This is a genomic window from Accumulibacter sp. (assembly GCF_023806565.1).
In the GTDB taxonomy this organism is placed as follows: Bacteria; Pseudomonadota; Gammaproteobacteria; order Burkholderiales; family Rhodocyclaceae; genus Accumulibacter.
This window is the reverse complement of record NZ_JAMTDV010000119.1, coordinates 16850-34392: the sequence shown is the minus strand read 5'-3', so window position 1 is coordinate 34392 and position 17543 is coordinate 16850. Positions and strand designations below refer to the sequence as shown.

Annotated in this window: 19 protein-coding genes; 9 read left to right on the top strand and 10 right to left on the bottom strand. The window is 61.0% G+C overall.

Annotation, left to right across the window (positions count from 1 at the left end; translation table 11 throughout):
- The 3 genes from NFV80_RS13680 (at position 1) to NFV80_RS13670 (ending at position 2757) form a co-directional block, all read left to right on the top strand.
- Positions 1-507 (top strand): DUF4376 domain-containing protein, encoded by a 507-nt coding sequence (locus NFV80_RS13680; RefSeq protein WP_295330417.1) that lies wholly within the window; start codon positions 1-3, stop codon positions 505-507.
- A 321-nt stretch (positions 508-828) separates the two neighbouring features.
- Positions 829-1536, top strand: a complete 708-nt coding sequence (locus NFV80_RS13675) for a hypothetical protein (RefSeq protein ID WP_295330415.1) — start codon at positions 829-831, stop codon at positions 1534-1536.
- Between the two features lie 87 nt (positions 1537-1623).
- Entirely contained in the window at positions 1624-2757 is a 1134-nt protein-coding gene (locus tag NFV80_RS13670) for an ABC transporter substrate-binding protein (RefSeq protein ID WP_295330413.1), read from the top strand.
- Positions 2758-2798: 41 nt separating this feature from the next.
- Here NFV80_RS13670 and NFV80_RS13665 read toward each other — a convergent pair whose 3' ends face one another.
- Together NFV80_RS13665 and NFV80_RS13660 are read right to left on the bottom strand one after the other, a co-directional pair.
- The gene (locus NFV80_RS13665; RefSeq protein ID WP_295330410.1) at positions 2799-3296 is read right to left on the bottom strand and encodes a peptidylprolyl isomerase; all 498 of its coding nucleotides are present in this window, start codon (positions 3294-3296) and stop codon (positions 2799-2801) included.
- Complete coding sequence (locus NFV80_RS13660; protein WP_295330407.1) at positions 3293-3763, bottom strand: peroxiredoxin; 471 nt, start codon at positions 3761-3763, stop codon at positions 3293-3295. Before NFV80_RS13660 ends, NFV80_RS13665 begins: the two co-directional genes overlap by 4 nt.
- A gap of 212 nt (positions 3764-3975) precedes the next feature.
- Here NFV80_RS13660 and NFV80_RS13655 point away from each other — a divergent pair, with 212 nt between their 5' ends.
- The gene (locus NFV80_RS13655; RefSeq protein ID WP_295330405.1) at positions 3976-4665 is read left to right on the top strand and encodes an SIMPL domain-containing protein; all 690 of its coding nucleotides are present in this window, start codon (positions 3976-3978) and stop codon (positions 4663-4665) included.
- A gap of 30 nt (positions 4666-4695) precedes the next feature.
- Here NFV80_RS13655 and ftsB read toward each other — a convergent pair whose 3' ends face one another.
- The 5 genes from ftsB to NFV80_RS13630 all read right to left on the bottom strand — a co-directional run bounded on the left by ftsB (position 4696) and on the right by NFV80_RS13630 (position 9558).
- Complete coding sequence (ftsB, locus tag NFV80_RS13650; protein ID WP_295330403.1) at positions 4696-5037, bottom strand: cell division protein FtsB; 342 nt, start codon at positions 5035-5037, stop codon at positions 4696-4698.
- A gap of 26 nt (positions 5038-5063) precedes the next feature.
- Entirely contained in the window at positions 5064-6347 is a 1284-nt protein-coding gene (eno, locus tag NFV80_RS13645; protein WP_295330401.1) for a phosphopyruvate hydratase, read from the bottom strand.
- A gap of 79 nt (positions 6348-6426) precedes the next feature.
- Positions 6427-7263, bottom strand: coding sequence for a 3-deoxy-8-phosphooctulonate synthase (gene kdsA / locus NFV80_RS13640; RefSeq protein ID WP_295330399.1), 837 nt, complete (start codon positions 7261-7263; stop codon positions 6427-6429).
- Positions 7260-8903 (bottom strand): CTP synthase, encoded by a 1644-nt coding sequence (locus tag NFV80_RS13635; protein WP_296759006.1) that lies wholly within the window; start codon positions 8901-8903, stop codon positions 7260-7262. Before NFV80_RS13635 ends, kdsA begins: the two co-directional genes overlap by 4 nt.
- A gap of 112 nt (positions 8904-9015) precedes the next feature.
- Complete coding sequence (locus tag NFV80_RS13630; RefSeq protein WP_295330395.1) at positions 9016-9558, bottom strand: hydrolase; 543 nt, start codon at positions 9556-9558, stop codon at positions 9016-9018.
- Positions 9559-9842: 284 nt separating this feature from the next.
- Between NFV80_RS13630 and NFV80_RS13625 the strand changes: the two genes are divergently transcribed.
- Positions 9843-10466, top strand: a complete 624-nt coding sequence (locus NFV80_RS13625) for an ankyrin repeat domain-containing protein (protein WP_295330393.1) — start codon at positions 9843-9845, stop codon at positions 10464-10466.
- Between the two features lie 42 nt (positions 10467-10508).
- Here the strand turns inward: NFV80_RS13625 and NFV80_RS13620 are convergent, their stop codons facing one another.
- Both NFV80_RS13620 and fdxA read right to left on the bottom strand, forming a co-directional pair.
- On the bottom strand, positions 10509-12185 hold the full coding sequence (locus NFV80_RS13620; RefSeq protein WP_295330390.1) for a long-chain-fatty-acid--CoA ligase: 1677 nt from the start codon (positions 12183-12185) through the stop codon (positions 10509-10511).
- 295 nt (positions 12186-12480) lie between these two features.
- A complete protein-coding gene (gene fdxA, locus NFV80_RS13615) occupies positions 12481-12804 on the bottom strand; it encodes a ferredoxin FdxA (protein ID WP_295330527.1) in 324 nt (107 codons plus the stop codon).
- Between the two features lie 190 nt (positions 12805-12994).
- Between fdxA and trxA the strand changes: the two genes are divergently transcribed.
- The 4 genes from trxA to NFV80_RS13595 all read left to right on the top strand — a co-directional run bounded on the left by trxA (position 12995) and on the right by NFV80_RS13595 (position 16953).
- Positions 12995-13321 (top strand): thioredoxin TrxA, encoded by a 327-nt coding sequence (gene trxA / locus NFV80_RS13610; protein WP_295330387.1) that lies wholly within the window; start codon positions 12995-12997, stop codon positions 13319-13321.
- 209 nt (positions 13322-13530) lie between these two features.
- Complete coding sequence (gene rho / locus NFV80_RS13605) at positions 13531-14787, top strand: transcription termination factor Rho (RefSeq protein ID WP_295330385.1); 1257 nt, start codon at positions 13531-13533, stop codon at positions 14785-14787.
- A 197-nt stretch (positions 14788-14984) separates the two neighbouring features.
- Entirely contained in the window at positions 14985-15200 is a 216-nt protein-coding gene (gene rpmE, locus NFV80_RS13600) for a 50S ribosomal protein L31 (RefSeq protein ID WP_295330381.1), read from the top strand.
- Positions 15201-15288: 88 nt separating this feature from the next.
- Positions 15289-16953, top strand: coding sequence for a glycosyltransferase family 39 protein (locus NFV80_RS13595; RefSeq protein ID WP_296759002.1), 1665 nt, complete (start codon positions 15289-15291; stop codon positions 16951-16953).
- 23 nt (positions 16954-16976) lie between these two features.
- On the opposite strand, the gene orn is transcribed toward NFV80_RS13595, so the two are convergent.
- Entirely contained in the window at positions 16977-17522 is a 546-nt protein-coding gene (orn, locus tag NFV80_RS13590) for an oligoribonuclease (protein ID WP_295330376.1), read from the bottom strand.
- Between the last annotated feature and the right edge of the window lie 21 nt (positions 17523-17543).

Here is a 17543-nt window from a genome sequence, read left to right as displayed (position 1 = left end):
ATGTACAGGCTAACCTCTTTTGGTACGATTATTCGAGTTTCCGACGGGGCCTTCATACCGTCGGATATAGCCAATCTCGACTACGTCGAATATCTGGCATGGTGCGCCTCCGGCCACGTCGCTGTCGATCCGCTGACGCTACTGACCCTGGAGCAGGCGCAAGCTCAACAAATTGGCCAACTGACTGGCTCCTATCAGTCCGCCATCGCGCAGCCCGTGAGCTTCAACAGCCACGGCGGCGTAACGAAAACGTACCAGGCAGACGCGCAGTCGATCGCCAATCTGCAGGCGATGCTTGCCGCGTTCGGCAGCACGCAGACCGCTCCAGCCGGTTTCTACTGGGTGGCGTCCGACAATACCCATGTGGCCTTCACCTATGCCGATATGCAGGGTTTGGCCGAGGCAATGGGGGCGCAGGGCTGGGCGGCTTTCCAGCGTCTGCAGACGCAAAAGGCGTCCGTTCTGGCGGCCGTAACGCCGGCGTCCGCACTGTCCGTGCAATGGTAGGAAGCAGGCGCTCGCCTCTCCGTCACGGACTTCTACCGCAACTTCCTTGCGTCTAGGGTAATTTTTTCCACTGCCATTTATCGCGCAAAAACCCGTCCATTTATCGCGCAACGCTACACACTGCTCGTCGCTCCATTCCTTTCCGTCGCCACATCGGCAACGGGCGAAACTTGGCGCTTCGCGGCGATCGGCGATACCCCCTACAGCGATTACGAACGCAGCGAACTGCCGCACCTGCTTGCCGACATCGCCGACCAGAGTCCGGCGTTCATCGTTCATGTCGGCGACTTGAAGGACAGCCGAGCACCCTGCAGTGACGAGATGTTCCTCGACCGGCGAGCGCTTTTTGACGCGTCGCGGGCCCCGTTCGTCTATGTCGTCGGGGACAACGAATGGACCGACTGCCAGCAGGTGGCTGCGGGCCACTACGATCCGGTGGAACGTTTGCAACGGTTGCGTGAGCTGTTTTTCGCCGAACCGCGTGCGCTCGGGAAACCGACTCTCGCGGTCGAACAGCAGGCCGGTGGCTATTCCGAGCACCTGCGCTGGCGTCTCGGCCCGGTGTTGTTCATCTCGCTCAACGTGCCTGGTCCGAACAACAATTTCGGTAGCGGCCCCACCCCGAGCAACGAGTTCCTGGCACGCAATCCACCACTGATCGATTGGCTGCGACAGGGGTTTGCCGTCGCCCGTCGCGAGCGGGCAGCCGGCATCGTCATCGTCATGCAGGCCAATCCGGGCTTCAAGCATCATGCCGCCGGACTCACTCACGCCGGCTTTCGCGACCTGCTCGAAGCGCTGCAGGAGGAAACACTCGCTTTCCCCGGTCAGGTACTGATGATCCACGGCGACACCCACTGGCAGCGCATCGACCATCCCTTGCGCGATCCGCAAACTCATCTGCCGATCGCCAACTTCACTCGCCTGGAAACCTTCGGCTACCCGCTGCTCGGATGGGTGAAAGTGATCATCGACAGCGATCAGCCGCAACTGTTCCGTTTCGAGGTTTACCCCTACCGCCGGCGGTGAGCCTTTCTGCCGGCACACGATCGATCGACAGCGGAGACTGCAAACCCTACACTTGCACAGATCAATCGACATCGGGAGGACGGGACCATGAGGCTGATTTGGCTATTGCGCTTGACCTTGACGGCAATCCTTCTTGGCTTCGGGTACGCCGGCGCAGCGATCGTCGTCGTTGGCCAGGTCGCCGCTTTCAGCGGTCCGCTGGCACCAACGGGAACGCACATGCGAGCGGGAGTGCAGCTCTACTTCGACGCGGTCAACGAACAAGGCGGAATCCACGGCGCAAGGATTCGGCTGCTCTCGATCGATGACGGGTACAAGAGCGAGGAGACGGTCCGGCTGGCGCGTGAAATGATCAGGCAGTCGCAGCCTCTGGCGTTCATCGGTTTCGTCGGCAGCAGCAACGTCGAGGCGCTCCTCGACCAGAAGGTGCTCAGCGAGGCCGGCATTCCGCTGATCGCCATACGCTCCGGCGCCGAGTCGCTGGTACGCAGAAACGACCCCTTGCTCTTCCTGACCCGCGCCAGCTATGCAGAGGAAATCGAAAAAATCATCGACCAATACACGACCACCGGCTATGCGCGCTTCGCCATCCTCTATCAGGACGATGCCTTTGGCCAGGACGCACTGCTCAGCGCCGAGCAATCGATCCGGAAAGTCGGCGGATCGCTGGTCGCCAAGGAGTCTTATGCCAAGAATACGACCGAGGTCGGCGCTGCCGTGAAAGCGATTGCCGCCGCCAAACCGCAGGCGGTGATCCTGATTGCCAACACGGCAGCCAGTGCCGAATTCCTGAAACAGTCGCGCGCCGCGGGCAATCTCGCCCAGTACGTCGCCCTGTCGGTGACCGACGGCGCGCAGGTGGTGCAACGGATCGGCGCCGAGAAGGCGGAAGGACTGGCGCTGACCCAGGTCGTCCCCGACCCGAACAGTCACACGGTCCCTCTGATTCGCGAAATACAGAACAACTTCGCAAAGTTCAGGCCCACGGACGTGACGCTGAACCACACCTTTGTCGAAGGCTATCTCGGTGCCAAGGTGTTCGGTGAAGCGCTGCGTCGCGCCGGACCGAATCCGACGCGCAAGAAGTTGCGCGATGCCCTGGAAACCCTCCGTAACTACGACGCGGGCGGTGTCTTCATCAGTTTTTCACCGAAGCAACACGCCGGCTCGCGCTTCGTCGACATCACGATCCTCAACCGCAGCGGCAAGCTCCTGCGCTAGTGCCGGTGCTGCGCCGGACAGAATCCGGTGCCGCAGAACGCTCAGTCATCGTCGTCACAGCTGCCGTCGTGCGTATGCCCGTGGCTGATTTCTTCCGCGGTCGCCGGGCGGATATCGGTCACGGTGCATGTAAACACCAAGGCCATTCCGGCCAGCGGATGGTTTCCGTCGAGCACCACCTTATCGTCGGCGATCTCGGTCACGCGGTAGATGAGCACGTCCTCGTCATCGTCGGCATCCTCCGGTACCCCTTCGAACTGCATCCCGAGCTGCAGCTCCTGCGGAAACTGGCTGCGTTCCTCCAGCTGGACCAGGTCGGCGTCGTACTCACCGAAAGCATCGTCGGGTTGCATCTTCACCACTACCGACTCACCAATTCGCTTGCCCTGCACGGCCTCTTCGATCATCGGGAAGATGTCGTCGTAACCGCCGTGCAGATAGACGAGCGGTTCCTGACCGGCATCCACCAGCTCTCCATCGAGATCGGTCACGCTATAGTCGAGAGTCACGACCGTATTCTTGGCGACTTGCATGTTCATTGCTTGAGTTCCTTCACCGTGCGCAGCATTTCGCGCGCGTGGCCCTTGGCGTTCACTCCGTAGTGCGCGAAGCGGAGAACGCCCTGTTTGTCGATGACGAAGGTCGAGCGGACGATGCCATATTTCCGGACACCATTTACTTCCTTCGCCTGCCAGACACCATACTGTTTGCACGCAAAGCCTTCGGCATCGGACAGGAGACACACGGAAATTCCATGCTTGTCGCGAAATTCTGCGTGTTTGAGACAATCATCGCGGCTGATGCCCATGATCAGGCAGTCCAGCCGTGCGAATTCGTCCTCGTGATCGGAGAAATCGGTTGCCTGCAAGGTGCAGCACGGTGCGTCATCTCTCGGATAGAAAAAGAGAATGATATTGTTCTTGCCCCTGAACTGGGCGATATCGATGAGTTCCATATCCGCATCGGGGAGGACGAACATCGGCGCCGCCTGTCCTGCTTTCAGCATGGTGCCCCCTCATAGACCGTGCCCGATCGCCTGCAAGCGAGCCGGTGACCCAGATTCTAACCAAGCTTCCGGCGCCTGACTACCATAAAGGAATGCCGGCAATCGGCTACAATGAGCTCCCCAGGGTAGCCTGTGCCGAACGTGAGCGGCCTGTTGCTGCCCGCTGGCCGGCAAATCCCCGTCATTCTCGAGTGCCGTAAACCGGAGACGCCATGTACCCCGTCCGCCCCTTGTTTCGCTTCCTGCCCCTGCTTGCCCTGCTGATCGCTGCCCCGGCACTGGCCGCATCCTCCGCCGGCGGCACGAGCATCGACCTTTCGGCCGAAGCCAGCCGGCCTGCAGCCAACGATCTGGCGCGCGCGACGGTCTTCGCGGAAGCCACCGGCGCAACACCGAGCGAGCTGGCGAAACGCGTGAACGGCCTCGTCGCCGACGCGCTGAGGACCGCTCGAAGCTACAGCAGCATCCGGACCCAGAGCGGCACCACTTCGACCTATCCGATCTACGGCAAAGGAAGCAAGATCGAAGGCTGGCGGATGCGCTCGGATCTCGCGCTGGAATCGGCCGACACGGCTGCCCTCTCGGAGTTGCTGGGCAAGCTCCAATCGTCGCTGGCAGTCGCCGGCGTGGCCATGCTGCCGGCGCCAGAAACACGCAGGAGGACCGAGAACGACGCCATGGTCGATGCCCTCGCCGCCTTCAAGGCGCGCGCCAAGGTGATTTCGGACGCAATGGGCAAGACGTACCGGATCAAACACCTGGCCATCAACAGCAGTGGCCGCATGCCGCCGATCATGCGCTCGGCAGTTCTGGCCGCAGCCGACGCCGCTCCGATGCCGATCGAAGCGGGCGAAACGCTGGTGACCGTCGCGGTATCCGGTCAGATCGAACTGTCGGAATAGACGGAGCGGCACTGCCCCCGTGGCAGGCCGCTAGCGCTTGGCGGGCTTCGAGGCTGCGGCCGATTTGTCGCCTGTGGGAGCTGCCGCCTTGTCGCTCGCCGGCTTGTCCGGGATCTGGACAAAAATTTCGTCCTGCTTGACCATTCCCAGTTCGAAGCGCGCGCGTTCCTCGATCGCGTCGTAACCCTGCTTGAGGTCACGCACTTCGGCGTCGAGACCGGCGTTGCGCAATTCCAGCTTCTCGTTGGCTTCCTTCTGCTGCTGCAACTGCCGATCGACGTCCCATACCCGCAGCCAGCCGCCCTTGCCCAGCCATAGCGGATGCTGCAGCAGGACCACGACCACCAGCAAGCCAACCGAGAGCCAGCGCACGGCAGCAGGCGTCGACCGTCGACAGGTCAAGACAGATTGTAAAAGGCTTCGCGGCCCGGATAGCCGGCCGTATCGCCAAGGTCTTCTTCGATGCGCAACAACTGGTTGTACTTGGCAATACGATCAGAACGTGAGAGCGAACCCGTCTTGATCTGCAGCGCGTTCATTCCGACCGCGATGTCGGCAATGGTACTGTCCTCGGTCTCGCCCGAGCGGTGTGAAATCACCGCCGTGTAGGCCGCCCGCTTGGCCATTTCGACCGCCGCAAAAGTCTCGGAAAGTGTCCCGATCTGGTTGATCTTGATCAGGATCGAGTTGGCGATTCCCTGCCTGATCCCTTCCTTGAATATTCGGGTGTTGGTGACGAAAACGTCGTCCCCGACAATCTGCACGTTCTTGCCTAGGCGTCCGGTGAGCGCCTTCCAGCCATCCCAGTCGCCTTCGGCCATGCCGTCCTCGATCGAAACGATCGGGAAACGGTCGGCCAGGTTGGCCAGGTAGTCGACCAGTTCCTGCGAACTCAACTGCAGGCTCTCGCCGGCCAGATGATAGCGACCATCCCGATACAGTTCGGAGGCCGCACAGTCGAGACCGATGAGCACGTCTTCGCCGGGAGAATAGCTCGCGTTTTCGATGGCCTGGATAATCAGCTGTAAAGCCTCCGCATGACTGCCGAGATTGGGCGCGAAGCCTCCCTCGTCGCCGACCGCGGTCGAAAAGCCCTTCTTGTGGAGCAGCTTCTTGAGGGCGTGAAAAACTTCGGCGCCACAACGCAGTGCCTCGCGAAAAGAGCTCTGGCTCACTGGCAGGATCATGAACTCCTGGAAGTCGAGGCTGTTGTTGGCGTGCTCACCGCCATTGATGATGTTCATCATCGGCACCGGCATCTGCATCGGTCCGGAGCCGCCGAAATACCGGTAGAGTGGCAGGCCGGATTCCTCGGCTGCTGCCTTCGCCACCGCCATCGAAACCGCGAGTATGGCATTGGCACCGAGACGCGCCTTGTTGTCGGTGCCGTCGAGATGAATCAGCGTCTGATCGATGAATGCCTGCTCCTGCGCATCGAGACCGATGATCGCCTCGGAGATTTCGGTGTTCACGTTCTCCACCGCCTGCAGCACCCCTTTGCCAAGGTAGCGCGCGCCATCGCCGTCACGCAGCTCGATCGCCTCGCGCGACCCGGTCGAAGCCCCCGACGGCACGGCCGCACGTCCCATGACCCCGGATTCGAGCAGAACGTCACATTCGACGGTAGGATTACCGCGCGAGTCGAGAACCTCACGGGCGACGACATCAACGACAGAGCTCATGACTTTTCCTTTGTCAACAAAATATGAATGTTAAAGCCTGGTACGCCGGGCTGGCGAAAAGCGGCGCGGCCGGCGGCCATTAGCCGAGTTCCTCGAAACGGCCTGCCTTGACCAGGCGATCGAGTGCGACCAGCGTCATCAGCAGGCTTTCCATCCGATCCAGAGGCCAACTGTTCGGCCCGTCCGAAAGTGCCATCTCGGGACGCGGGTGCGTCTCCATGAACAACCCCGCGATACCCACTGCCACCGCGGCACGTGCCAGCACCGGCACGAATTCGCGCTGGCCGCCAGAAACGCTGCCTTGACCTCCAGGCAACTGGACCGAGTGGGTGGCGTCGAACACGACGGGAACGCCACACTCGCGCAGGATCGCCAGACTGCGCATGTCCGCAACGAGATTGTTGTAACCAAAGGAGACGCCGCGCTCGCAGACCATGATCGTGTCGGCTCCGGCGGCAGCATCCCTTGCCTTGGCAACGACGTTGCGCATGTCGCCCGGCGCGAGAAACTGGCCCTTCTTGATGTTCACCGGTTTACCCGTCGCCGCCACGGCCTGGATGAAGTCGGTCTGGCGACACAGGAAGGCTGGTGTCTGAAGAATATCGACTACTGCAGCGACAGCAGCGACATCCTGCTCGCGATGCACATCGGTAAGGACTGGCACGCCGATCTGGCGACGTACTTCGGCAAGAATATGCAGGCCTTCGTCGATGCCGGGCCCGCGCGGCGACCGGCCCGAGCTGCGGTTGGCCTTGTCATAGGAAGCCTTGAAGACATACGGCAGGCCGAGGCGGACGCAGATCTCCTGCAACCGCCCGGCAACCTCGACACATAATTCGAGCGACTCGGCGGTACAGGGGCCGGCAATCAGGAACAATGGCCGGTCGATGCCAACTTCGCAATGGGCAAGCTTCATGCCTGTGCCCGGTATGCCGCTGCCGCCTGGACAAAGGAAGTGAACAGGGGATGGCCCTTGCGTGGCGATGACGTGAATTCGGGATGGAACTGGCAACCGAGAAACCATGGATGCGCGTTGCGTCCTTCCTTCGGCAGCTCGATGATTTCACACAGATCGGTGTTCGGGGCGCGACCGGAAACGATCAGCCCGCTCGCTTCCAACTGGCCGAGGAACTGGTTGTTGACTTCGTAGCGATGACGATGTCGCTCCACGATCTCCTCCTGTCCGTAGATCGCGCGCGCCATCGTACCTTCGCCCAGCATGCACAGTTGGCCACCGAGACGCATGCTGCCGCCAAGGTCCGAGTTCTCGTCACGCTTCTCGATCCGTCCGGACGCATCCTGCCATTCGGTGATCAGACCGACCACCGGGTACGGCGAGTCCCTGTCGAATTCGGTGCTGTGGGCGCCAGTCATTCCGGCCACATCGCGGGCAAACTCGACGACGGCGAGTTGCATGCCGAGACAGATGCCGAGAAAGGGAATGCCGTTCTCACGGGCATGGCGAATTGCGGCGATCTTGCCTTCGGTTCCTCGCCGCCCAAAACCGCCGGGAACCAGGATGGCGTCCATCTCCCGCAGCACATCGCACCCCTTGCGTTCGATTTCCTCCGAATCGATGTAGTTCACCTTGACCTTGCTGCGGGTGGCGATACCGGCATGCACCAGTGCCTCGGTCAGCGACTTGTACGATTCGGTCAGGTCCACGTACTTGCCGACAAAAGCCACATGGAGCACCCGTTCGGGATTCTCCAGCGCATGCACCATCGTCTTCCAAACGGTGAGATCGGCAGCCTTGGCGAGAATGCCGAGCTTGTGACAGACGATCTCGTCGAGCATCTGGTCGTGCAGCATGGCCGGAATCTTGTAGATCGAGTCGGCATCCCGCGCCTCGATCACTGCCTCGCGCTGGACATTGCAGAACAGCGCCATCTTCCGTTTGTCGTCTTCGGGAATCGGGCGATCGGTACGACACAGCAGAATGTCCGGCTGGATGCCTATCTCCCGCAGTTCCTTGACAGAATGCTGCGTCGGCTTGGTCTTCAGCTCGCCGGCAGTCGCGATATACGGTACCAGCGTCAGATGCATGTAGCAGGCGTTGCTGCGACCTTCCTGCAGACCCATCTGACGGATCGCTTCGAGAAAGGGCAGTGACTCGATGTCGCCCACGGTACCGCCGACTTCGACAATCGCCAGTTCTGCCCCCTCGGCGCCGCGGCGGATATGCGCCTTGATTTCGTCGGTAATGTGCGGAATCACTTGCACCGTCTTGCCGAGGTACTCGCCGCGCCGCTCCTTCTTGATCACCGATTCATAGATCTGGCCGGTCGTGAAGTTGTTGCGCCGCTCCATCCGCGCGTTGGTGAATCGCTCGTAATGCCCGAGGTCGAGGTCGGTTTCGGCCCCGTCCTCGGTGACGAAAACTTCACCGTGCTGGAACGGACTCATCGTTCCAGGATCGACATTGATGTAGGGATCGAGCTTGAGATGTGTAACCTTGATTCCGCGCGACTCGAGGATCGCGCCCAGCGACGCGGCTGCGATACCCTTGCCCAAAGAGGAAACGACGCCGCCGGTAACGAATACGTATTTGATCATGAAGAGGTATGCAGCCGGAAATCAAGATTGTAGCGGAATTCGCCATGGCCCTCCAAGCGGCAGCGGTCAGCGGCAGCGGTCATCGCAACAACTGCCGTGGTCGCCCCCGGTGTCAGCGAATGAATTCGCGGCTGATCTCCCGGAACAGCTCGCTGCCCGCCTGACGCAACCACTCGAAGACGACCATTTCGCGCGAAACGATGTCGGCACCATGACGGCGCATGCGGTCCAGCGCCAAGACCTTGTCCGACTTGCGCCGCGAACCGACGGCTTCCTCGACGACGAACACCCGGCGACCGGCCGCCAGCAGATCGAAAACCGTCTGCTGCACGCAGACATGCGCCTCGGTGCCGGCCACGACAAACTGTGCGCGGTCTCCCCCCGGAGCCCGGAACAAACCTTGCTCGGCGACCGCCGAAAAATGGATTTTCTCGACCAAACACTCGTCCGGCAGCAACTCGCGCAACGCAGGCATTGTCGGTCCCAATCCTTTCGGATACTGTTCGGTGCAGATCACCGGAACCTCCAGGCGGCGTGCCACCCTGGTCAGCCAAAGGCAGGCCTCGAGCACCGTCGCAGCGTCGTCGATAGCGGGCTGCAGACGCTCCTGCAGATCAACCAACAGCAAGACGGAACGATCACTCAGCATCAACATGAAAACCTCCTCCAAACCAGCCACCGTTCTGCGCAAGAAACCTGTGCAGCGTGAGTTCCACCATCGATCACCTGCGGTCGCCTGCGACCCGCCGGGACGATCGCACGGCAGGCGGCGGCCACCGGCAGTGATGGTAATATGCGTTCGGCCAACCGCCAAGTTTGGCCAGACCAGCGTTCGACTCCGAGGCCCCGCTGACGCACCGGCCATGGCCGCAGCGTCCACGGCAGATACGCGCGCCGGAAATAATACGCAAGCACGCAATTGGCAGGAAGATCGTGAAGATGAAGACCTCCCTCTCACTGAACACGCTGACCGGCATTATGGCGCTCTCTCTGACGCTCGCCGCATGCAGCAAGGATCCGGCAGCCGAAGCGATGGCGAGACCCAAGCCGCCCGCAGCAGCCGCGGTCGACGACGTTCCCGCCGCAGAGTCGCCCTTGGCCCGGGCCGCGATGCGTGGCGACCTGGCGGAAATCAAGACCTTGCTGGAGGCACAGGCCGAGGTGGACGCCGCTGATGCCCTCGGCAGGACCGCTCTCCACATGGCAGCCTTTTACGGACGGACCAGGGCCTCGGACGCACTTCTCGCCAGCGGCGCCACCATCGACGCGCGCGACCGGGTGGGGATGACCCCACTGCACGCCGCGGTCCTCGCTGGCGGCAGAAACGAAGTGGAGTTCCTGCTCGACAGGAAAGCCACGGTCAACGCTCTCAGCGACACCGGGCAGACACCACTTCACCTTGCCGCGGCGACCGGTCAGCCAAATGTTTCACGGGTTCTGATCGAACATGGCGCCGATCCAAGGGTCCGGGACAAGGACGGCAAGACGCCGCTCGACTATGCAGTCCGCAACAGACATCCGCTGACCACCGAACTCCTCCAGCAGTACGCGACGAAGAACTGAGCGGCGACATCCCGGATTTCCCCGCCGCCTGGCATTTCCTGCTCAGGCCGGCCGGGGAGCCTCGTCGCGCAGTTCGCGACGCAGAATCTTGCCGACGTTGCTTTTTGGCAGCTCGCTCCGGAACTCCACCTGGCCAGGCACCTTGTACGCCGTGAGATGCTCCCGGCAATGGGCGATCAGCGCCTCGGCAGTGAGCGCAGGATCCTTCTTGACGACGAAAATCTTCACCGCTTCGCCGGTCTTCGCATGCGGCACACCAACCGCTGCAACTTCCAAGACACCCGCGTGTTGCGCGACGACATCCTCGATTTCGTTCGGGTAGACGTTGAATCCGGAGACAAGAATCATGTCCTTCTTGCGATCGACGATCCGGACAAAGCCCTTGTCATCCATCACCGCGATGTCGCCGGTCATCAGAAAGCCATCGGGCGTCATCACCTTTGCCGTCTCCTCGGGACGATTGTAGTAACCCTTCATCACCTGCGGACCACGTACGCAGATTTCGCCTCGCTCGCCGAGCGGAACATCCTGGCCGGCGTCGTTGCGAATTGCCACCTCGGTGGACGAGATCGGCACACCGATGGCGCCGGTGTAGCTCGCCACGTCCAGCGGATTGATCGTCACCGCCGGCGAAGTTTCGGTCAAACCGTAGGCTTCGATCAGCGGCTTGCCGGTCACCTGCCGCCACTTCTCCGCCACCGCTTTCTGCACGGCAGCTCCACCCCCCAGCGTCACCTTGAGCTTGCTGAAATCTAGCCCGCAAAAGGCATCGTTGTTCAGCAGGCCGTTGAACAGCGTATTCACACCGATGAATACCGTGTTGGGATACCGGCCAAGCTCGGCAACGAGGGCAGGAAGATCGCGAGGATTGGTGATCAGCAGATTGCTGGCGCCGATCTTGAAGAAGGTGAAGCAGTTCGCCGTCAAGGCAAAGATGTGGTACAGCGGCAGGGCAGTAACCACCATGTGCTGCTCGCTCCCCAACTCGGGCTGAATCCAGGCGTGCGCCTGCGCCAAATTGGCGAGAAGGTTGCGATGGGTCAGCATCGCCCCCTTCGAGACCCCGGTCGTCCCCCCCGTATACTGCAGAAATGCAAGATCCTCCTGGTTGACTCCGACGGCCTTCAACTCGGCCGAGGCCCCCCTGCCGAGCGCCGTCCGGAAATTCACTGCGCGCGCCAGGCTCCATGCCGGAACCATCTTCTTGACATACTTGACGACGAAGTTGACCACCGCGCCTTTCGGAAAACCGAGCATGTCGCCGAGACGGGCAACCACGATGTGCTTCACCGGCGTCCTCGTCAACACCTGCTCGAGCGTAACGGCAAAGTTTTCGAGAATCACGATCACTTCGGCACCCGAATCCTTGAGTTGGTGCTCGAGTTCGCGCGGGGTGTACAGCGGGTTGACGTTCACCACCACGTAACCCGCACGCAGAATCGCGAAGATACAGATCGGATATTGCAGCAGGTTCGGCATCATCACTGCGACACGGCTGCCTGCCGGCAACTTGAGCACCCCTTGCAGGTAGGCGGCAAAATCTCGCGACAACTTGTCTAGTTCGCCGTAGGTGACCTCGACCCCCATGTTGATATAGGCGACCCGGTCCCGATACTTGGCGACGCTTCTTTCGAAGAGTTCGCCAAGCGACTGGAATTCGGTCAGATCAACCTCTGCGGGCACGCCTTTCTGATAGCTCTGCAGCCAAATCTTTTCCATCTGTTCTCCTCCTGCCTGTCTTGATTGAAAGTCGTCATCGCCGGCTCTTGTCCGGTCTGCCGTTCGCCCGAAAAAAGGGCAGCACGGTGAAAAGTATGTATTCTAGTCCAAGGGATATCGTTCGGCTCCGATCCGGTGCCTGGGCAAGACTGCGCGACGAGCGTCTACGGGTGGACCCGTCGGCAACGACCGGGGTCACTTGCGGACGCCGAGGTCGCGAGCGCTTCCCGCGGCGTGGGACCAGAACGCTACGCGCAAGCAGTGGCGAGCGAGTTCTGCGTCAACGCGCGAGCGCTTAACGCTGCAGGTATTTCAGCTTGTCTGGTTTGTGATTCCACTCGTCGGCATCTGGCAACGGTTCGCTACGCTCGACGATGACCGGCCAGTTCTTGGCCAACTCGGCATTGAGCGCGATGAACTTGCGTTGCACCTCCGGCACGTCGTCTTCGGCAAATATTGCCTCAGCCGGACACTCGGGCACACACAAAGTGCAGTCGATGCACTCTTCGGGGTCGATCACAAGGAAGTTCGGGCCCTCATGGAAACAATCCACCGGACAAACGTCAACGCAGTCCGTAAATTTGCACTTGATACAGTTCTCGGTAACAACGTACGTCATCGTCGCGCTTCTGCTGATGGAAACGACGGAGACTATAGCGTAATTGCCGTTCGCGAGACAGATGCGCGGCTTCCCTTGCGGCGATTTTTTCGCTAGGATTGAAAAATTGGCTGGCGTCGGCCGTGCTTCGGTTCGTCGTGCCATACGCCTCAGCCGAACATCCCATTCCAGATTCCGCAAGAGGCTTTTCATGAGCGAACATATCCACCACGTGACGGACGACAGCTTTGGCGCCGACGTGCTGCAAGCAGACGAACCCGTCCTAGTCGATTACTGGGCCGAATGGTGCGGTCCGTGCAAGATGATTGCGCCACTCCTCGATGACATCGCCACCGACTATGCAGGTCGCCTGAAAGTCGTCAAGCTGAACATCGACGACAATCAAAAGACTCCGGCGAGCTATGGCATCCGTGGAATCCCGACGCTGATGCTGTTCAAGAACGGCAACGTCGAAGCCACCAAGGTCGGCGCCCTGTCCAAGTCGCAGTTGATTGCCTTCATTGACAGCAACCTCTAAAGTCGATACCCTCGCCGCCTGAAGGCCTGATGGGAGCATCAGCCGACCCGTAGCTTGCGAGCCTGCAGAGAGCCCTCAGGCGCCCTCCCCCGTAGCAGCACCCTGTAGCAGCAAAACACCTGTCCGCCCCGCGGCACTCCCTTGGCACGCGTTTCAGTTGCGGCATTGCGCAAGCGCATTTCGTTCTCCCCCTTCCTTGTCTCCCGCACATGCACCTATCCGAACTCAAAGCACTTCATGTCGGCCAGCTTCTGGAAATGGCTGTCAGCAACAACGTCGAGGGCGCAAATCGCTTGCGCAAGCACGAACTGATTTTCGCGCTACTCAAGAACCAGGCCAGGAAAGGTGAAAGCATTTTTGGCGACGGAACACTGGAAACCTTGTCTGACGGGTTCGGATTCCTGCGTTCGCCTGACACCTCGTATCTGGCCAGCACCGACGACATCTACGTCAGCCCGAGCCAGATCAGACGCTTCAACCTGCATACCGGTGACACGATCGAGGGCGAGATTCGCACCCCGAAAGACGGTGAACGCTATTTCGCCCTGGTCAAGGTAGACAAGATAAACGGCGAAGCGCCGGAGGCTTCGAAGAACAAGATTCTCTTCGAGAACCTGACGCCGCTGCACCCGGCCGAACACCTCAAGCTTGAGCGCGACATTCGCGGCGAGGAGAACATCACCAGTCGCATCATCGACATCATCGCCCCAATCGGAAAAGGCCAGCGCGGTCTCCTGGTCGCCAGTCCGAAGAGCGGCAAGACGGTGATGATGCAGCATATTGCGCACGCGATCACCGCCAACCATCCCGACGTGAACCTGATCGTGCTGTTGATCGACGAGCGCCCGGAGGAAGTCACAGAGATGACGCGGTCGGTACGCGGCGAGGTGGTCGCCTCGACTTTTGACGAACCTGCAACGCGTCACGTGCAGGTCGCCGAAATGGTCATCGAGAAAGCCAAGCGCCTGATCGAGCATAAACGCGACGTGGTTATCCTCCTCGATTCGATCACCCGCCTGGCGCGCGCCTATAACACGGTGCAACCGGCATCCGGCAAGGTTCTCACCGGTGGTGTCGACGCCAATGCCCTGCAGAAGCCAAAGCGATTCTTCGGTGCGGCGCGCAACATCGAGGAAGGCGGATCACTGACGATCATCGCGACGGCACTGATCGACACCGGCAGCCGCATGGACGATGTGATCTATGAAGAATTCAAGGGTACCGGCAACATGGAGATCCACCTCGATCGGCGGATGGCCGAAAAGCGCGTTTACCCGGCGATCAACGTCAACCGCTCCGGCACTCGCCGCGAAGAACTGCTGTTGATGCCGGACGTCCTGCAGAAGATGTGGATCCTGCGCAAGCTGCTCTACAATATGGACGACCTTGAGGCAATGGAGTTTCTGCTCGACAAGATCAAGGCGACCAAGACCAACGTCGAATTCTTCGACTCTATGCGCCGCTGAGCGGGGGATTCCGGCGGCGGGCCGGTATTGGCCGAGGCCATGGCCATGCGCGAGTGCCGAGGACGGCGCGCCGCTTGGGGGTCCATTGCAGATGCCGGCGAAATCATCGATAATGCTCGTTTTTCTCCACATTTCATGCTCCGGTCGTCGCTTCCCGGCGACGGTCGAGCAGACGCAATCTACAGGAAAAGCACCTGATGAAAGACAACATCCATCCTGCATATGGCGATATCGCGGTGACGTGCTCTTGCGGCAGCACCTTCACGACCAGGTCGACGATGAAGAAGGCGTTGCACATCGAGGTGTGCTCGGCCTGTCATCCTTTCTATACCGGCAAGCAGAAGATCATCGACACGGCTGGCCGCGTCGAGAAATTCAACCAGAAGTACGGCGCGATACGCAAACCGGCCTAGTTCGAGCAACGGGGTCGACAGGAAAGGCAGCCCCATGGCTGCCTTTTTTCTTTTTCCCCGTCCAATGCGCATCCGTAGCGAGTGCCCGATGCCGGTTCAGGTAGAGCAGGCTCGTCCCAAGGGAATCCGGTTGCCGCCGAGCGGCTGGACTCTGGCCGTCCTGCTCGCCCTCTACATTTTCACCGGCTTGATTGGTCACGACCCGTGGAAGAACGACGACGCGCTCACCATCGGCGTGATCCATGAAATGGTTGCGACCGGCAACTGGTTGATGCCGGGTCTTGCCGGCCAGCCGTACCCCGACGATCCGCTATACTATTGGGTTGGCGCGACCAGCAGTTGGCTCCTGTCCTGGCTCCTGCCCGTGCATGACGCGGCAAGACTGGCCAGCGGACTGTTCACGCTGCTCGCGCTCGGTTTCATATTCCTTGCCGCACGCGAATTGCACGACCGCGAGCAGGCCACCGCGGCTCCCCTGTTGCTCGCCGGCAGTATCGGTTTCCTTTTTCACGCGCACGAAGCGCAACCGATGCTCGCAACGCTGACGGCGCATACGGCCGCCTACTGGAGTCTGGCGCTGCTCGACCGGAAACCTTTGCGTGGCGCCGTTTGCTTCGGTGTCGCTCTTGGCCTCGGTTTCCTCGCCAACGGCCTGGCACCGATGCTGCCATTATTGCCGGTGGCCGCTTTTGCCGTCTGGCGGTCCGCCAACCGCCAGCGCCTGGCGCTGTTGCTGCTCGGCTCGCTGCTGCTGGCCGGCGTTCTCGGCGGATGGTGGCTGGCATTCCTGTTTCTTGCCGCACCCGCGTATCTCGCGGGACTGCTGCAGAGCGAACTGACACAACTCGGCATCAACGTCCAGCCCTTGCTCAACCTGCGCGAGCTGCTGCTGATGCTCCCCTGGTATGCCTGGCCGGCCTTCCCTCTTGCCGGCTGGACGCTATGGGCGAAGCGTCGCCAATTGACGAGCATCTCGCTTGCCCTGCCCATTTTCGCCTTCGTGGTCTCGCTGGTAATCGTCGGCGTCACCCTCGGGGCACGCAGCGTACCCGCCTTGCTCCTGCTGCCGCCGCTCGTCCTGCTCGCGGTTCCCGGCGTCAATTCGCTGCGCCGCGGCGCGGCAAACGCTTTCGACTGGTTCGGCATGATCACCTTCAGTCTCTTTGCGCTGCTTGCCTGGATCGGCTGGAGTGCAATGGTCTTCGGCTGGCCGGAACGGCTCGCACGGCAGGCCGTTCGCCTGCAGCCGGGATTCGTTGGCCACTTCGGCTTGCTTGCCAGCGGCTTCGCCGTGCTCGCCACGCTGCTCTGGTGCTGGCTGATCGCGACGAGCGTGCGCTCGCCGATGCGCGGGATCATGCACTGGATGGCCGGTCTGACTCTCTTCTGGCTGCTCATCGTGACCCTCTGGATGCCCTGGATAGACTACGGAAAGACCTATCGCCACGCATCCGCAGCTCTGGCCAGAGCCCTGCCCGAAAAACGCGACTGTATCGCCGGAGTAAACCTGTCCGACGCGATCGTGGCTTCGCTGGACTACTTCGATGGCATCCGCACGGTTGCGGCGAGCCCCTCCGACCACCGCAAATGCGAATTGCTGCTGATTCACGGAACCGCCAACGAGAGCGGCGTGTCGGTTGCCGGCGGCTGGCGCCAGATCTGGGAAGGGGGCCGTCCGGCCGAACGGCGCGAAAGCGAAAAGCTCCACCTGTACCGGCGCGAGTTGAAGAAAAGTGCGATCCCCGGCAAGTAGAATTCCCGCCGACCGGCGCCTGTTTACAGCCGAAGGAAATGTTCGCGATAGTACTTCAGTTCTTCGATCGACTCGCGGATGTCGGCAAGCGCAGTATGCTCGGCGCGCTTGACGAAACCTTTCGCCAATTCTGGTTTCCAGCGCCGACAAAGTTCCTTCAGCGTGCTGACGTCAAGGTTGCGATAATGGAACCACGCTTCGAGCCGCGGCATGTACCGTGCCATGAAGCGACGATCCTGTCCGATCGAGTTGCCGCACAGCGGACTGGCTGCCGACGGCACATGCGTTTGCACGAAGTGCAGCGCAGCCGCCTCGACCGCCGCCTCATCGAGTGCAGAAGCGCGGACGCGATCGACCAATCCGGAGCGGGCATGCGTTTTCCGGTTCCACTCATCCATCGCGGCCAGACAGGCATCGTCCTGGTGGACCGCCCACACCGGTGACTCGGCGACAGTCTCCAGTTGATTGTCGGTGACGACCATCGCCAGTTCGATGATACGGTCGCTCTCGGGCTGCAGACCGGTCATTTCCATATCCAGCCAAACGAGGTATTGGGGATCCTGTGCCATATAATCCGTCTGAACCACGAA

What these genes read in the sequence shown, in the direction of transcription:
- kdsA (WP_295330399.1), bottom strand. Translation starts at nt 7,263, where the DNA reads ATGAAGCTTGCCCATTGCGAAGTTGGCATCGACCGGCCATTGTTCCTG.
- rpmE (WP_295330381.1), top strand. Translation starts at nt 14,985, where the DNA reads ATGAAAGACAACATCCATCCTGCATATGGCGATATCGCGGTGACGTGC.
- fdxA (WP_295330527.1), bottom strand. Translation starts at nt 12,804, where the DNA reads ATGACGTACGTTGTTACCGAGAACTGTATCAAGTGCAAATTTACGGAC.
- NFV80_RS13595 (WP_296759002.1), top strand. Translation starts at nt 15,289, where the DNA reads ATGCCGGTTCAGGTAGAGCAGGCTCGTCCCAAGGGAATCCGGTTGCCG.
- trxA (WP_295330387.1), top strand. Translation starts at nt 12,995, where the DNA reads ATGAGCGAACATATCCACCACGTGACGGACGACAGCTTTGGCGCCGAC.
- NFV80_RS13620 (WP_295330390.1), bottom strand. Translation starts at nt 12,185, where the DNA reads ATGGAAAAGATTTGGCTGCAGAGCTATCAGAAAGGCGTGCCCGCAGAG.
- orn (WP_295330376.1), bottom strand. Translation starts at nt 17,522, where the DNA reads ATGGCACAGGATCCCCAATACCTCGTTTGGCTGGATATGGAAATGACC.
- NFV80_RS13680 (WP_295330417.1), top strand. Translation starts at nt 1, where the DNA reads ATGTACAGGCTAACCTCTTTTGGTACGATTATTCGAGTTTCCGACGGG.
- NFV80_RS13670 (WP_295330413.1), top strand. Translation starts at nt 1,624, where the DNA reads ATGAGGCTGATTTGGCTATTGCGCTTGACCTTGACGGCAATCCTTCTT.
- rho (WP_295330385.1), top strand. Translation starts at nt 13,531, where the DNA reads ATGCACCTATCCGAACTCAAAGCACTTCATGTCGGCCAGCTTCTGGAA.
- NFV80_RS13635 (WP_296759006.1), bottom strand. Translation starts at nt 8,903, where the DNA reads ATGATCAAATACGTATTCGTTACCGGCGGCGTCGTTTCCTCTTTGGGC.
- NFV80_RS13630 (WP_295330395.1), bottom strand. Translation starts at nt 9,558, where the DNA reads ATGTTGATGCTGAGTGATCGTTCCGTCTTGCTGTTGGTTGATCTGCAG.
- NFV80_RS13655 (WP_295330405.1), top strand. Translation starts at nt 3,976, where the DNA reads ATGTACCCCGTCCGCCCCTTGTTTCGCTTCCTGCCCCTGCTTGCCCTG.
- NFV80_RS13660 (WP_295330407.1), bottom strand. Translation starts at nt 3,763, where the DNA reads ATGCTGAAAGCAGGACAGGCGGCGCCGATGTTCGTCCTCCCCGATGCG.
- NFV80_RS13675 (WP_295330415.1), top strand. Translation starts at nt 829, where the DNA reads ATGTTCCTCGACCGGCGAGCGCTTTTTGACGCGTCGCGGGCCCCGTTC.
- NFV80_RS13665 (WP_295330410.1), bottom strand. Translation starts at nt 3,296, where the DNA reads ATGAACATGCAAGTCGCCAAGAATACGGTCGTGACTCTCGACTATAGC.
- eno (WP_295330401.1), bottom strand. Translation starts at nt 6,347, where the DNA reads ATGAGCTCTGTCGTTGATGTCGTCGCCCGTGAGGTTCTCGACTCGCGC.
- NFV80_RS13625 (WP_295330393.1), top strand. Translation starts at nt 9,843, where the DNA reads ATGAAGACCTCCCTCTCACTGAACACGCTGACCGGCATTATGGCGCTC.